The sequence below is a fragment of the Rahnella sp. CJA17(1/100) genome (genome assembly GCF_963881615.1).
Taxonomy (GTDB): Bacteria; Pseudomonadota; Gammaproteobacteria; order Enterobacterales; family Enterobacteriaceae; genus Rahnella; species Rahnella aceris.
On sequence record NZ_CAWOJA010000044.1, the window covers coordinates 1 to 14801 of the forward strand.

Genomic DNA, 14801 nt, shown 5'->3' on the forward strand with positions numbered 1-14801 from the left:
GGGGCAGTAAGATTGATAATACCGAGAGCTTGTGAAAGTTCCATTTAAAAAGGGTCCATGATGAGCATGAACCCTTTTTACACGAGCCACAGGATCGGTCAACTGATCCTTAAACGATCGGCATTACCCGAGGTGCCTGTTTTAGAAACAAAACGCTTGTGCTCAGGATTTACGGCGGCCCAACCACAGCGCAACTGCCGCCATGACTGCCGTAGCAAACCACACCGGCCACCAGCCAGCCCGGGCATAAGGTGTCATACCCGTTGTCGGTGTGACCTTCACGTTCAGCACCTGACGGGTAAACTGCGGAATTTCGTGGGTCACATCGCCCTGAGCATCAACGACGGCGGTAATGCCATTATTGGTGCTGCGCAGCAACGGACGCCCCAGTTCCAGCGAACGCATTCGCGCCATCTGGAAGTGTTGCCATGGGCCAATCGAATGACCAAACCAGGCATCGTTTGAAATTGTCAGCAGGAAATTAGTATCCGGTTGCAGATTGTCGCGCACCTGTTCGCCGAAGACGACTTCGTAACAAATCGCCGTGGTCAGATTCAGACCACTGACAAACAACGGTTTCTGCACGTAATCACCACTGGTCAGCCCGGACATCGGCAAATCGAAGAAAGGTGCCAGCGGGCGAAGAATGGCTTCCAGCGGCACGAACTCACCAAAAGGCACCAGATGATGTTTGTTGAAGCGGTTTTCGTCAGGATAGTGATAGGGCTTTTCACCGCCGAGCACGATGGCGCTGTTATACACTTTCATGCCTTCTTCATTGCGACGGGCATCGATAATGCCGGTGATTAACTGGGTGCCGTGTGAGCGGTAGATATTATCCACCATGCTCAGGAAGCCCTGCTGATCGGATTCAATGTCTGAAATTGCTGATTCCGGCCAGATGATCATGCTGGATTTGCCCACGTACGGGCGGCTGAGATCCAGATAGGTCTGCAATGCACTTTCCAGCGCCTTTGGATCCCACTTCATCGACTGCGGAATATTGCCCTGAACCAGTGCCACATCGACCGTTTTATCGGTCTGTTCCTGATACCAGTGGATATAACGCAGAGGCCACGGCAGCAACAGCATAGCAACAGCGATAATTCCCGGTGTGACGCGACGCTGATGTACTGCGTACACAATCAGTCCGCTCAGCGAGGTGAGTAAAATCGTGATGCCGTCGACGCCGGTAATCGGCGCGAGGCCTTTCAGCGGACCGTCGATCTGGCTGTAGCCGAACTGCAACCACGGGAAACCGGTCAGCACCCAGCCGCGCAGGAATTCAGTAATTTGCCACAAGGCGGGCGCGCCAAGTGCCAGTTTCCACCAGGTGGTTTTCGGCCACAGTTTGCTGAACAAGCCGGCAAACAACATCGTGTACAGCGATAAATACGCTGCCAGCAAGACCACCAGGAAAAGGTTGATCGCTTCCGGCATGCCGCCAAACGTGGCGATGCTGACATACACCCAGTTTACGCCGCTGCCAAAAAGACCCATTCCCCAGAAAAAGCCGATGAGCGCGGCCTGAGCCGGACGACGATCGAGCGTTAATGCCAGCAGACCGCACAGCGAAATGATCGCCGCAGGCCAGAAGTCATAAGGGGAAAATGACAGCGTGCCACAGGCACCGAAAAAGAGCGCCAGCAGGGCGCGAACCCGCTGGCGTTGATATAAAGAGGCAATTGCCATGAAGTAATTATTCTTCCAGTATCGGTTGCGGCGCGTCGTCCGGTATTTTTACATGAACCTGAATGATACGACGGCTGTCAGCCATCGCAACCTTGAACAGGTAACCGTCAATTTCAATGCTTTCACCACGCGCCGGTAAATGGCCGAATGACTGCATGACCAGACCACCAATCGTATCGACTTCGTCGTCACTGTAATGGGTCCGGAACACTTCATTAAAATCTTCGATCGGTGCCAGTGCGCGGACGGTGTAGGTATGGCGGCTGAGCTGGCGGATATCCAGATCTTCTGCTTCATCGTACTCATCATCGATTTCGCCGACGATCAGTTCGAGAATATCTTCGATGGTTACCAGACCTGAAACGCCGCCGAATTCATCAACGACAATCGCCATGTGGTAACGCTGTGAGCGGAATTCCTTCAGCATGCGGTCTACGCGTTTGCTTTCAGGGACAACGACCGCGGTTCTCAGCACTTTATCTATGCTGAATGGCTCAGACTCTGTGCGCATAAACGGCAGCAGGTCTTTGGCCATCAGGATGCCTTCAATGTGATCCTTATCTTCGCTGATCACCGGGAAGCGTGAGTGTGCAGATTCGATAATGACATCGAGGCACTCTTCCAGCGGCTGGTTGCGTTTTAGCGTGATCATTTGTGAACGTGGGATCATGATGTCCCGGACGCGCTGCTCGGCGATATCCATCACGCCTTCCAGCATGTCACGGGTATCGGGGTCGATCAGATCGTTTTGTTCTGAATCACGGATCAGCTCAACCAAATCGCCACGGTTTTTAGGTTCACCGTGAAAAAGCTGGCTAAGGATAAGGGAAAAGAAGCCCTTCTTGGGACTGGGGCTGTCACTATTTTGTGAATGGTCATCGCTCATGGCGTTTGGTTTTTTTTACTCGTAGTTAGTGAAAATTATGCGAAACGCCTGCGGATGAACACGTTATCAGGCAGGCATTACGCGAGTTTACTGTGAAGCTTAGTTATCTTCTTTCTCTGAAATATACGGATCCGGATACCCCAGACCCTGCATGATTTCAGTTTCAATCGATTCCATTTCTTCGGCTTCTTCGTCAACGATATGGTCATAGCCCAGCAAATGCAAACTGCCGTGAATGACCATATGCGCCCAGTGAGCCAGAAGTTCTTTGTCCTGCTCTTTTGCTTCTTTCTCCACAACCTGGCGACAAATAATCAGGTCGCCAAGAAGCGGCATCTCCATACCAGGAGGTGCTTCGAACGGAAAGGATAACACGTTGGTCGGTTTATCCATCCCACGATAAGTCATATTAAGTTCATGGCTTTCAGGGATATCGACCAGACGGATTGTGACTTCTGATTCTTCCTGAAACTGAGGAAGAACCGCTTCAAGCCAGGTCTGAAAATCATTTTCTGACGGTAAACCTGCTGCATCTTCGCAGGCAATTTGTAAATCGAGGATTACCGTGTTCATTGACTGGCCTGTTGTGTTGAGCTGTTCTGATGTTCATGTTTACGCTCTGCGGCAATCGCATCGCGGCGTTTTTGATCTTCTTCTTCCCAGGCTTCGTACGCGACAACAATGCGCGCAACGACCGGGTGACGTACCACGTCTTCACTGTGGAAGAAGTTAAAGCTGAGTTCTTCGACTGACGACAGCACTTCAATCGCATGACGCAGTCCTGATTTCTGATGACGCGGCAAGTCGATTTGCGTCACGTCACCGGTGATCACCGCTTTGGAGTTAAAACCAATACGGGTCAGGAACATCTTCATTTGTTCGATAGACGTGTTCTGGCTTTCATCAAGGATAATAAAAGCGTCGTTCAATGTACGTCCACGCATGTAAGCCAGCGGGGCGACTTCAATAACGTTGCGCTCAATCAGTTTTTCAACTTTCTCAAAACCGAGCATTTCGAACAATGCGTCATACAGCGGGCGCAGATATGGGTCAACTTTCTGACTGAGATCTCCCGGCAGGAAGCCCAGTTTTTCACCGGCTTCAACGGCAGGGCGGGTCAGCAGGATGCGGCGCACTTCCTGACGCTCCAGCGCATCCACCGCAGCAGCCACGGCCAGATACGTTTTACCGGTACCTGCAGGACCGATCCCGAAGGTAATGTCGTGGTCGAGGATGTTGGCGATATACTGCGCCTGATTGGGCGTGCGCGGCTTCACCATGCCACGCTTGGTTTTGATGATGACCGCTTTGCCGAAGTCGGGCACACTTTCTGCTGTTTGTTCCAGTACCCGGCTTTCTTTGATCGCCAGATGAATTTTTTCAGGATCGATATCCTGGATCTCACCGCGCAGCGGCGCAGTGTCAACGTATAAATCACGCAGGATGTCGGCGGCTGCCGCAACCGGCAGGCTCTTTCCGACCAATTTAAACGCGTTATCACGACGGTTGATTTCAACGCCCAACCGGCGCTCCAGTTGTTTGATATTGTCATCAAACGGCCCGCACAGGCTCAGCAAACGCTGGTTGTCTTCGGGCTCCAGTAAAATCTCTTGTGTTACAACGTTCAAACGAATCCTCTGGGTCACTTCGGACCAGTTGTCATTTCACCCGGCTGAGTCACTGCTTTCAGCCGCCAACCATACCTGACTTAATAATACATGCCCTTGGCAAAATATGCTGCGCCGTGGCAGCAGTTGCAGGCACCGTCATCCGGATATGCGGCCTTTGCTGGAAAATTAAACCCTTATGATGAGGTTATTACCGAAAATCTCAAAAGAAACAGGACGCCGGAGCGCCCTGTTGATTTCAGGCTGTGCATTATTCTGGTGGTTCAGGGTTGATATAGTCCAACGCCCAATTCATTTTCTTTGCGGGTGCGTTCGATAACTGATTGTGGTGATTCATGCAGGCGAAGCGCCATCTGTTCTTCCGTACGGACAACCACACCGCGCAGTGAGTTGGCATACACGTCGACAATTTCGACATCAACGAACTTACCAATCATGTCCGGTGTGCCTTCGAAGTTGACCACGCGGTTGCATTCGGTACGGCCGGTCAGCTCCATAATGTCCTTGCGGGACGTGCCTTCCACCAGAATACGCTGAACAGTACCCAGCGTGGCGCGGCTAAAGCGCATGACTTGCTGTGTGATTCTGTCCTGTAACAGCGCCAGACGCTGTTTCTTCTCATCCATGCTCACATCATCAACCATATCTGCCGCCGGTGTGCCCGGACGCGGAGAATAGATGAAGCTGAAGCTGACGTCGTAATTCACCTGCGCAATCAAATCCATCGTACGTTCAAAATCTTCGTTCGTTTCGCCAGGGAAACCGATGATAAAATCTGAACTGAAATGAATATCAGGACGCGCGGCGCGTAACTTGCGGATAGTCGATTTATATTCCAGCACTGTATGAGGACGCTTCATCATCGTCAGAATGCGATCGGAACCACTTTGGATCGGCAGATGCAGGAAGCTCACCACTTCAGGCGTATCTTTATAGACTTCTATAATATCATCAGTAAATTCCACCGGATGACTGGTGGTGAAACGGATACGGTCGATACCATCAATCGCTGCCACCAGACGCAGCAGCTCAGCGAAGGTGCACACGCCACCCTCAAACGCATCGCCACGATACGCATTAACGTTCTGGCCCAGCAGGTTAACTTCACGCACGCCTTGCGCGGCCAGTTGTGCCACTTCAAACAATACGTCATCGCACGGGCGGCTGACTTCTTCACCGCGCGTATAAGGCACTACACAGAAACTGCAATATTTGTTGCAGCCTTCCATGATGGAAACGAAAGCTGTCGGGCCGTCTGCGCGCGGTTCCGGCAGGCGGTCAAATTTTTCGATTTCAGGAAAGCTGATATCCACGACAGGGCTTTTGGTGCCACGTACGTGGTTCACCATTTCCGGTAAACGATGCAAGGTTTGCGGACCGAAGACGATGTCGACACAAGGCGCACGTTTACGCAGCATTTCGCCTTCCTGTGATGCGACGCAGCCACCCACCCCAATGATAATATTCGGGTTTTTCTTTTTCAGTAATTTCCAGTGTCCGAGCAGGCTGAACACTTTCTCCTGCGCTTTTTCCCTTATTGAGCAGGTATTCAGCAGCAGAATGTCTGCTTCTTCAGCGTTATCCGTCAGCTGGTAACCATGGGTGCTGTCGAGAAGGTCAGCCATTTTGGATGAATCATATTCATTCATCTGGCAGCCCCAGGTTTTTATGTGCAGTTTTTTAGTCATCAGCGTGTCAGTACTCAATACGGGAAACGTTAGATCGGCAGTGCCGCAGTGCATAGCATAGTTCAGGGGCGCTATTGTAAACCCTCACTCCAGTGCTGACCAGTGCAGGAAAGCAGCTTAGGCCCTGATGCCAACACAAAAATCCGGTACACTTCGCATAATGAACTGAACAGAAAGCCGGAATAATAATGAATAATTCTGAGAAGACATTTGATGCAGTCATTGTGGGGGGCGGCATGGTGGGCGCTGCCACAGCCCTGGGGCTGGCGCAGCAGGGATTGCAGGTCGCTTTGATAGAGAATGAAGAACCTGCCGGGTTTGATCCGTCAGCGCCGGCTGATTTGCGTATCTCCGCGATTGGTTGCGCGTCTGTGCGCTTTTTACAGAAACTGGGTGCGTGGGATGCGGTTGAGAAAATGCGCTCAGTCCCATACCGCCGCCTGGAAACCTGGGAAGTTGACGGTTCTGAAGTGAAATTCGATGCGCAGTCTCTCGGATTGCCGGAACTGGGCTTCATGGTCGAAAACCGGGTACTTCAGCTGGCGCTGTGGCAACAGTTTGATGCCCTCACAAGTCTGACCCGTTTTTGCCCGGCAAAATTGCGTCACCTTTTGCAGCACGATGATAAAACCTGGTCTCTGCAACTGACTACGGGTGAATTACTGCGCACGCCACTTGTGGTCGCTGCCGATGGTGCGAATTCGCTGGTGCGGCAGTTAGCGGGGATTGGTGTGGATGGCTGGGAATACCGCCAGCACTGTATGCTGATTCATGTCGAAACCGCAACGCCGAATCAGGACGTGACATGGCAGCAATTTTTCCCTTCCGGCCCGAGGGCGTTCCTGCCGCTGTTTGATAATCAGGCCTCGCTGGTCTGGTATGACAGCCCGCAGCGTATCCGTTATCTGAAAACGCTGAATATGCAGCAACTTACGACAGAAGTGATGCAGGCTTTCCCGGCACGGCTGGGCACAGTGAAAGCAATATCCGCAGGTGCATTCCCGCTGGTTCGCCGTCACGCTCAGCGTTATGTCTTACCGGGGCTGGCGCTGGTGGGTGACGCAGCGCACACCATCAATCCTCTGGCAGGGCAGGGCGTCAATCTGGGATACCGTGATGTGGAAGCGTTATTATCGGTGCTGGAAAAGGCGCGTGACCATGATGAAGCGTGGAGCAGCGAGAAAGTATTACTGCGCTATCAGCGTCAGCGTCGTCTGGATAATCTGCTGATGCAAAGCGGGATGGATTTATTCTATACCGCCTTCAGTAACGATCTGGCACCGGTGAAAGCGTTGCGTAATCTGGCGCTGATGACCGCACAACGTACGGGCGCACTGAAAACCAAAGCACTTAAATACGCATTGGGGATTTAATGACGTCAAGGCTGGTGGGAAAACATCTCCACCAGACCTCTATTTTTAGATAAATATTTAAAATACAGAAAAGCAAAAGGCCTGCTAAAAAGCAGGCCTTTCTAATGTGGCTGGGGTGCCAGGATTCGAACCTGGGTATGCTGGTATCAGAAACCAGAGCCTTACCGCTTGGCGACACCCCAATTTTGTTTCTCACTACCTTTTGAGTAGTGTACTGCAAGTAAAATGGTGGCTACGACGGGATTTGAACCTGTGACCCCATCATTATGAGTGATGTGCTCTAACCAGCTGAGCTACGTAGCCAAATTCTACTGACTTACTTCAAAACTTCAAGCACTAATTTAACTAACTTAATAATAAATTTCAAGTGCTTACCAATTATACAGAAAGAAGTATGGCTGGGGTACCTGGATTCGAACCAGGGTATGCTGGTATCAAAAACCAGTGCCTTACCGCTTGGCGATACCCCAACAGTACAACTTCTTCAAATTGGATTTTCCTCACAACCACATCAGTACAACAATGTGAAAGGTAAGAAAATGGCTGGGGTACCAGGATTCGAACCTGGGAATGCTGGTATCAAAAACCAGTGCCTTACCGCTTGGCGATACCCCAACTGTGCTGCCGATGTCTGGAAATGGTGCGGGAGGCGAGACTTGAACTCGCACACCTTGCGGCGCTAGAACCTAAATCTAGTGCGTCTACCAATTTCGCCACTCCCGCAAAAAGATGGTGGCTACGACGGGATTCGAACCTGTGACCCCATCATTATGAGTGATGTGCTCTAACCAACTGAGCTACGTAGCCATCTTTTTTCGCGCTACCTTCATCGGCGTTGCGGGGCGCATTATGCGTATATGACCGTTTTGCGTCAACACCTTTTTTGGAGAAAAAGGCCTGACGGCGTCCATTTGTCTGGCTTATAACCACTCTGGTGATTAATTGGACAAAAGACATTATTTTTACTGGCTTTACCCATTAAAAAACGGGCCTGAAGAGGCCCGTTTGCTACAAGGATATTTACCGGTAAATCGGTTATTTATAAGCGGACTGATGCACGCCAACGGCACGGCCAGAAGGATCGTCCATGTTTTTGAACGCTTCGTCCCATTCAATGGCTTTCGCTGAAGAACAGGCCACTGACGGCCCGCCAGGCACACATTCAGCCGCGCTTGGCACCGGGAATAACTCTTCAAAAATCGTACGGTACAGGTAGCCTTCTTTCGAGGTCGGCGTGTTGTACGGGAAACGGAAATGTGCAGTTTCAAGCTGTTGATCGGTGATCTGCTGAGAGGCCACTTCTTTTAAGGTATCGATCCAGCTGTAACCTACGCCATCAGAGAACTGTTCTTTCTGTCGCCAGGCCACGCTGTGAGGCAAATAAGACTCGAAACATTCACGCAGGATATGTTTCTCCATCTTGCCGTTGCCGCACATCTTGTCTTTCGGGTTGATACGCATCGCGACGTCGAGGAATTTTTTGTCCAGGAACGGGACGCGGGCTTCAACACCCCAGGCTGACATGGCTTTGTTGGCACGCGCACAGTCATACATATGCAGGGCCAGCAATTTACGCACGGTTTCTTCATGGAATTCTTTAGCGTTTGGTGCTTTATGGAAATACAGGTAGCCGCCCAACACTTCGTCTGCGCCTTCGCCAGACAACACCATTTTGATGCCCATCGCTTTGATTTTACGCGACATCAGATACATCGGCGTTGATGCGCGGATAGTCGTGACGTCATACGTTTCAATGTGATAGATAACATCGCGGATAGCATCCAGACCTTCCTGCACGGTGAAGTGAATTTCGTGGTGCACAGTGCCTAAATGGTTGGCGACTTCCTGAGCAGCGCGCAGGTCCGGTGAACCTTGCAGACCGACGGCAAAGGAGTGCAGTTGCGGCCACCAGGCTTCGCTCTGATCTTTATCTTCAATACGGCGGCCGGCAAATTTCTTGGTGATGGCGGAAATCACGGAGGAATCCAGACCACCAGACAGCAGCACGCCGTAAGGCACGTCAGACATCAGGTGACTTTTTACCGCTTCTTCCAGTGCATCTTTCAGCGCCGCAGCGTCAGTGACGTTGTCTTTGACGTTTTCGAAGTCAAACCAGTCACGCTGGTAGTATTCGCGAATTTCACCGTCCTGGCTCCACAGATAGCTGCCTGCCGGGAATTCTTTGATGGTGCGACAAACCGGCACCAGCGCTTTCATTTCTGAAGCGACGTACATGTTGCCGTGTTCGTCGTAGCCCATGTACAGCGGGATAATGCCCAGATGGTCGCGGCCAATCAGGTAGGCGTCTTTTTCTGTGTCATACAGAATAAAGGCGAACATACCTTGCAGTTCATCGAGGAAGGCAGGGCCTTTTTCCTGATACAGCGCCAGAATGACTTCACAGTCAGATGCGGTCTGGAATTCATACTTGTCGCCTAGTTCTGCGCGCAAAGCCTGATGGTTGTAAATTTCGCCGTTCACAGCCAGAACGTGGGTGTGTGCTGCGTTGTACAAAGGTTGTGCGCCGTTGTTCACGTCGACAATGGACAGACGCTCATGCGACAGAATGGCTTTATCGCTGGCAAACACACCGGACCAGTCGGGTCCGCGGTGACGCATCAGGCGCGACAGTTCCAGCGCTTTTTTGCGCAGCTCGACAGCGTCAGTTTTGATATCGAGCACACCGAAAATTGAACACATATGACTTTCTCCCTAACGACCTTTCTCTGGCTGTTATTTTTATGATTACGAATGAGGATCAACGTTGCCGTTCTTTCAGTTTTAGCCCGGCGTTGTTGCGTTGCTGACTATGAAAATGCGTCAAAACCCCTATGTTGTGCAAGTGGTTTAACGCTCTTCTGATAAATAGTTGGTTGATGGTGGGTGATCTTTGATGAATCACCAGTTTTATGGCGATTCTATTAGTGGATTATTAATTTAATCGCCAAAAATTGAGGAGGATTCAAAAAAAGAGAAAAGTGGATAAAAATCAGACGGCAAGACAAAAAAAAAAGCCTGAATAAACATCCAGACTCGTTTTCAGGCAGTGGCCGGAAACGCTTAAATCACGTCGATATCGGCAACTGAAGGGTAAATCCAGGTCGGACGGAAAGGCATTCCCTCAATATCGTTGAGCGTGGAAACGCCAGTCAGCACCAGAACGGTTTCCAGACCTGCCTGGAAGCCCGCCAGAATGTCAGTACGCAGATTATCCCCCACAATGACGGTATCTTCGGAATGCGCCTGCATTTTATTTAACGCCGAACGGATAATCCACGGGCTCGGTTTGCCGACATAAAATGGCTGGCGTCCGGTAATTTTTTCGATCGGTGCACACAATGCGCCGCAGGCAGGGACAAAACCGTGTCCGTGGTTATCAGGATTTGTCGCGATAAAGCGCGCGCCGTTTGCCACGAAATAGGCGGCTTTATGGATCATGTCCCAGTTATAAGAACGGGTTTCGCCGACAATCACGAAATCAGGATTGATATCGGTAATGGTAAAACCGGCTTTATAGAGTTCATGAATCAGCGCACCTTCGCCGACGACATAGGCTTTTTTGCCTTCCTGACGTTTGAGGAAATCGGCTGTGGCCATCGCAGAGGTGAAAAATGCACTTTCAGGCACGTCGAGACCGGCAGCGCCGAAGCGGTTTGCCAGATCCTGTGCTGTCTGGGAAGGGTAGTTAGTGAGAATAACCAGAGGCATTCCCTGTTCCTGAATCCGCGCCAGAAAACGATCGGCGCCAGGTACTGCGGTATTGTCGTGCAACAGCACGCCATCAATGTCACAAATTACGTTCTTTATCGTCATAATTTCCAAACCCACATTTTCAGTCCCATTCCTGGCAGCCAGATACTATAGCACGTCTTAATTTTCCATCAGACGCTGTAACAGAACGCCATTCAGCATCGCCCGTTTAACCAGGGCAAACGCACCAATCGCTGACTGATGATTCAGGGCAGAGGTCACTACCGGTAAATTACGGCGGAAATCTTTCAGAACCTGCGCATTAATGCAGTTCTGAATTGCCGGAAGCAGAACCTTATCTGCTTCGGTGATTTCGCCGGCAATCACGACTTTTTGCGGGTTGAACAGATTTATCGCGATCGACACACCTTTACCCAACTGGCGGCCAACGTGTTCGATGACTTCGGTTGCCAGCGGATCGTGGCGGTTGGCCGCTTTGCAGATCGCTGAAATTGAACAGTCATTCAGACTCAGCTTGCTGGCGTAGCCTTGCGTCAGTAAATGGCGCACCCGATTTTCAATGGCAGCGTTAGCCGCAACGGTTTCCAGACAGCCGAAATTACCGCAATGGCAGCGTTCGCCCAGCGGGTCGATCTGAATATGGCCGATTTCACCGACGTTGCCGTTACTGCCGAGAAAAATCTGGCCGTTAACGATGATTCCGGCACCGGTACCACGGTGTAAACGAACCAAAATGGAGTCCTGACAGTCGCGGGTTGCACCGAAGTAGTGTTCGGCAAGCGCCAGACTGCGGATATCGTGGCCGACAAAACTGGTGACTTTAAACCGGGTTTCCAGCGCATCGACTAATTTCCACGCGCCCACGCTGATATGCGGCATATAGCGCACGATGCCTTTATTCGGATCGACCAGCCCCGGAAGGATGACGGAAATGGCAATCAGTTCGCGGATTTTGCGCTGATTCAGTTCAATGAATTGCTGGATAGCTTCGAACAGCGCGTTCTCCAGGGTTTCCTGAGTGCGTTCGGGCAGGGCGTAATGTTGTTCGGCCAGCGATTTTGCGCTGAGATCATAAAGCGTTATCGTCGCATCATGGCGACCAAGACGTACTGCGATGGTATGGAAAGGGCGGGTTTCGGTGATGATAGAAATAGCGCGGCGCCCTCCGGTGGAAGCCTGCTGATCAACTTCTTTAATCAGCCCGCGCTCAAGCAATTGTCGGGTAATTTTGGTCACACTGGCGGGCGCTAACTGACTCATGTCAGCAATCTGAATGCGCGAGATGGGACCTTGTTGGTCAATCAGGCGGTAAACCGCCGCGCCGTTTAACTGCTTAACCAGATCAACGTTGCCGATTTGTGCCTGCTGTCCGCCAGTTGTCATCAATGCTGTTATCCGCTCAATTAAACTTCGTCACCATTAACGATAGTTTTTGTGATTTTAAAATCATGAGTGAACGCGGTGAGGTTGGCGACTTTACCTGCTTCGATGCTGCCCAGTTGGTCTTCAACACCAATGGCGCGTGCCGGATAAAGCGTTGCCATACGCAGCGTTTCGTCCAGTGCGATGCCAACATGTTCGACGCTATTTTGTACCGCTTCGATCATCGTCAGCGCAGAGCCGCTCAGTGTTCCGTTTTCGTCCACACAGAGTCCGTCACGGTAGTATATTGTTTTACCGGCAAAAATGAACTCATCAATATTCGCGCCAGCCGGAGCCGTTGCGTCAGTGACCAGCACCAGCTTCTCGCCTTTGAGCTTTTTCGCATTGCGAATATTCGCCCAGTCAACGTGAAGACCATCAGCAATCACGCCGGTATAGACTTCTGGCGTATCGAAGATTGCACCAATAAGACCAGGCTGACGGCCCGTGATGGCGGGCATTGCATTATAAAGGTGCGTAGCAAAGCTGATACCTGCGGCAAAACCGGCACGGGCTTCAGCATAGGTGGAATTTGAATGGCCTGCGGAAATCACTATTCCTGCATCACGCATCTGGCGGATATATTTTGCATCAACCTGTTCGGGTGCGAGCGTCAGTTGGGTGATCACGTCCGCGTTTGCACACAGAAAATCAATCATCGCGCTGTCTGGCAGGCGGATAAAGGCCGGGTTGTGCGTGCCTTTTTTCAGCGGGCTGAGGTAGGGTCCTTCAAGGTGCAGACCCAGTGCCTGGTTCGGATACTTTTCCAGATAGGTACGCATCACGCTGATACCGTGTTTCATGTAGTCATCGCTACAGGTAATCAGCGTCGGTAAGAAACTGGTACAGCCGGATTTTTCATTGGCTTTCTGCATGATTTCTAACGTTTCTACTGAAATCGCTTCCAGTGAATCGTTGAATTGCACGCCGCCACAACCATTAAGTTGCAGATCGATAAATCCGGGGGCAAGAATGGCGCCATCCAGACTGCGGGTTTCCACATTCGCCGGCAATTCACTTACCGGGCAGACACGTTCAATTTTGCCATCGGCAATGACCACCGCGTGGTTATCCAGAACGTCATGACCGGTATAGACCCGGCCGTTCACTAAAGCGTACATCATGCCCCCTAGTACGTTTGCCCTTCTCCAGTCACGCTGCTGCTGCGTTGGCTGCCTCACTCACTCCGGTCACTTACTTCAGTAAGTGACCGGAGATTCGCTCGTTGCCGCCTTGCCGCAACCCGACTGGCTTTGGGCATAATTTTGGATCAGAGATTTTTCATATTTTCCGCTTCTAACTCGCGGAAATATTTAACAGTTTTGACTTTCAGTTCCATGGTGGACGGTTCGTCACACACCATAACGGCTTTCGCGTGCAATTGCAGGCAGCTGATGGTCCACATATGGTTGATATTACCTTCAACTGCCGCTTCCAGCGCCTGCGCTTTCGCATGGCCGGTCACCAGAATCATCACTTCTTCTGCATCCAGCAACGTGCCCACGCCAACGGTCAGGGCGTATTTTGGCACCTGAGAGACATCGTTGTCGAAGAAACGTGAGTTCGCGATACGGGTTTCATGGGTCAGGGTTTTGATACGCGTACGGGAAGCCAGAGAAGAGGCTGGTTCGTTGAATGCGATATGACCGTCATTACCCACGCCGCCCATAAACAGGTGAATTTTGCCGTAAGACTTAATTTTCGCTTCGTACTGGCGGCATTCTTCGTTGACGTCTGCTGCATTACCATTCAGCAGATTGATGTTTTCGCGTGGAATATCAACGTGGTCAAAGAAGTTTTTGTACATAAACGTATGGTAGCTCTCAGGGTGTTCCTGCGGCAGACCGACATATTCGTCCATGTTGAAGGTCACTACGTTCTTAAAGCTAACCTGGCCTGCTTTATGCATGGCGATTAAATGTTTGTAAGCTTCGAGCGGCGTACCACCGGTTGGTAAGCCCAGAACAAACGGGCGGTCAGCAGTGGGTTTAAATGCGTTGATGCGTTCAACAATATGACGTGCAGCCCATTTGCCAACTTCAGTGGGGGTGTTTAATGGAATAAGTCTCATCAGATACCTCTTAGTTTCAGAATATTGAATATAATGTGTCTGTCCTCCGCTGAAGTGTTAGCGCGGGACAATAAGTCAGAAAGCAGTTTTGGGTTCAGGGCGGTCTTGTTAAGCGTAAACCACCGCAACGGTTTATGACTGGCACAATACCGTCTGGATTTTTTTAATGATAAAATAAGTTTGGTGTATTGACCAGTGAAATGGCATGTTATGACCTCTTTTTGGTGACAAATCTCACAAAAAGAGAGGTTTTAATTTGCGATACGAAATAATATTTTTACACTCGCAATTGCAGTTGGTTAAATCGGAACGGTAAATGTAAAAGGTAGT

Annotated in this window: 11 protein-coding genes and 6 tRNA genes; 1 reads left to right on the forward strand and 16 read right to left on the reverse strand. The window is 50.8% G+C overall.

Features of this window, described 5'->3' with window-relative positions; translation table 11 throughout:
* Positions 1 to 162: 162 nt before the first annotated feature.
* The 5 genes from lnt to miaB all read right to left on the reverse strand — a co-directional run bounded on the left by lnt (position 163) and on the right by miaB (position 5894).
* Positions 163 to 1692, reverse strand: a complete 1530-nt coding sequence (lnt, locus tag AACU55_RS16810; protein WP_134705798.1) for an apolipoprotein N-acyltransferase — start codon at positions 1690 to 1692, stop codon at positions 163 to 165.
* A 7-nt stretch (positions 1693 to 1699) separates the two neighbouring features.
* A complete protein-coding gene (gene corC, locus AACU55_RS16815; RefSeq protein WP_013576483.1) occupies positions 1700 to 2578 on the reverse strand; it encodes a CNNM family magnesium/cobalt transport protein CorC in 879 nt (292 codons plus the stop codon).
* A gap of 99 nt (positions 2579 to 2677) precedes the next feature.
* Positions 2678 to 3151: an rRNA maturation RNase YbeY gene (gene ybeY, locus AACU55_RS16820; protein WP_013576482.1), complete on the reverse strand. Its 474-nt coding sequence runs from the start codon at positions 3149 to 3151 to the stop codon at positions 2678 to 2680.
* Positions 3148 to 4224 carry a PhoH family protein gene (locus tag AACU55_RS16825; RefSeq protein ID WP_112151683.1) on the reverse strand — a complete coding sequence of 359 codons (1077 nt, stop codon included), beginning with the start codon at positions 4222 to 4224 and terminating at the stop codon, positions 3148 to 3150. Before AACU55_RS16825 ends, ybeY begins: the two co-directional genes overlap by 4 nt.
* Positions 4225 to 4469: 245 nt before the next feature.
* Positions 4470 to 5894 (reverse strand): tRNA (N6-isopentenyl adenosine(37)-C2)-methylthiotransferase MiaB, encoded by a 1425-nt coding sequence (miaB, locus tag AACU55_RS16830; RefSeq protein WP_013576480.1) that lies wholly within the window; start codon positions 5892 to 5894, stop codon positions 4470 to 4472.
* 188 nt (positions 5895 to 6082) lie between these two features.
* On the opposite strand from miaB, the gene ubiF reads away from it, so the two are divergent.
* Positions 6083 to 7267 carry a 3-demethoxyubiquinol 3-hydroxylase gene (ubiF, locus tag AACU55_RS16835; protein ID WP_134705799.1) on the forward strand — a complete coding sequence of 395 codons (1185 nt, stop codon included), beginning with the start codon at positions 6083 to 6085 and terminating at the stop codon, positions 7265 to 7267.
* 107 nt (positions 7268 to 7374) lie between these two features.
* On the opposite strand, the gene AACU55_RS16840 is transcribed toward ubiF, so the two are convergent.
* From AACU55_RS16840 to nagB, 11 genes are all read right to left on the reverse strand, one after another.
* A tRNA-Gln gene (locus AACU55_RS16840) sits at positions 7375 to 7449 on the reverse strand.
* A 44-nt stretch (positions 7450 to 7493) separates the two neighbouring features.
* Positions 7494 to 7570, reverse strand: a tRNA-Met gene (locus AACU55_RS16845).
* Positions 7571 to 7662: 92 nt separating this feature from the next.
* A tRNA-Gln gene (locus AACU55_RS16850) sits at positions 7663 to 7737 on the reverse strand.
* Between the two features lie 70 nt (positions 7738 to 7807).
* Positions 7808 to 7882, reverse strand: a tRNA-Gln gene (locus tag AACU55_RS16855).
* Positions 7883 to 7905: 23 nt separating this feature from the next.
* Positions 7906 to 7990, reverse strand: a tRNA-Leu gene (locus tag AACU55_RS16860).
* 7 nt (positions 7991 to 7997) lie between these two features.
* Positions 7998 to 8074: transfer RNA gene (locus AACU55_RS16865), tRNA-Met, on the reverse strand.
* A 228-nt stretch (positions 8075 to 8302) separates the two neighbouring features.
* A complete protein-coding gene (gene asnB, locus AACU55_RS16870; protein ID WP_013576478.1) occupies positions 8303 to 9967 on the reverse strand; it encodes an asparagine synthase B in 1665 nt (554 codons plus the stop codon).
* 360 nt (positions 9968 to 10327) lie between these two features.
* On the reverse strand, positions 10328 to 11080 hold the full coding sequence (locus AACU55_RS16875; protein WP_015690266.1) for an HAD-IIA family hydrolase: 753 nt from the start codon (positions 11078 to 11080) through the stop codon (positions 10328 to 10330).
* Positions 11081 to 11137: 57 nt separating this feature from the next.
* Entirely contained in the window at positions 11138 to 12361 is a 1224-nt protein-coding gene (gene nagC / locus AACU55_RS16880; protein WP_134705800.1) for a DNA-binding transcriptional regulator NagC, read from the reverse strand.
* A 20-nt stretch (positions 12362 to 12381) separates the two neighbouring features.
* Positions 12382 to 13521, reverse strand: coding sequence for an N-acetylglucosamine-6-phosphate deacetylase (gene nagA, locus AACU55_RS16885; protein ID WP_013576475.1), 1140 nt, complete (start codon positions 13519 to 13521; stop codon positions 12382 to 12384).
* A 149-nt stretch (positions 13522 to 13670) separates the two neighbouring features.
* Positions 13671 to 14471: a glucosamine-6-phosphate deaminase gene (gene nagB / locus AACU55_RS16890; RefSeq protein WP_037037052.1), complete on the reverse strand. Its 801-nt coding sequence runs from the start codon at positions 14469 to 14471 to the stop codon at positions 13671 to 13673.
* Positions 14472 to 14801 lie beyond the last annotated feature (330 nt).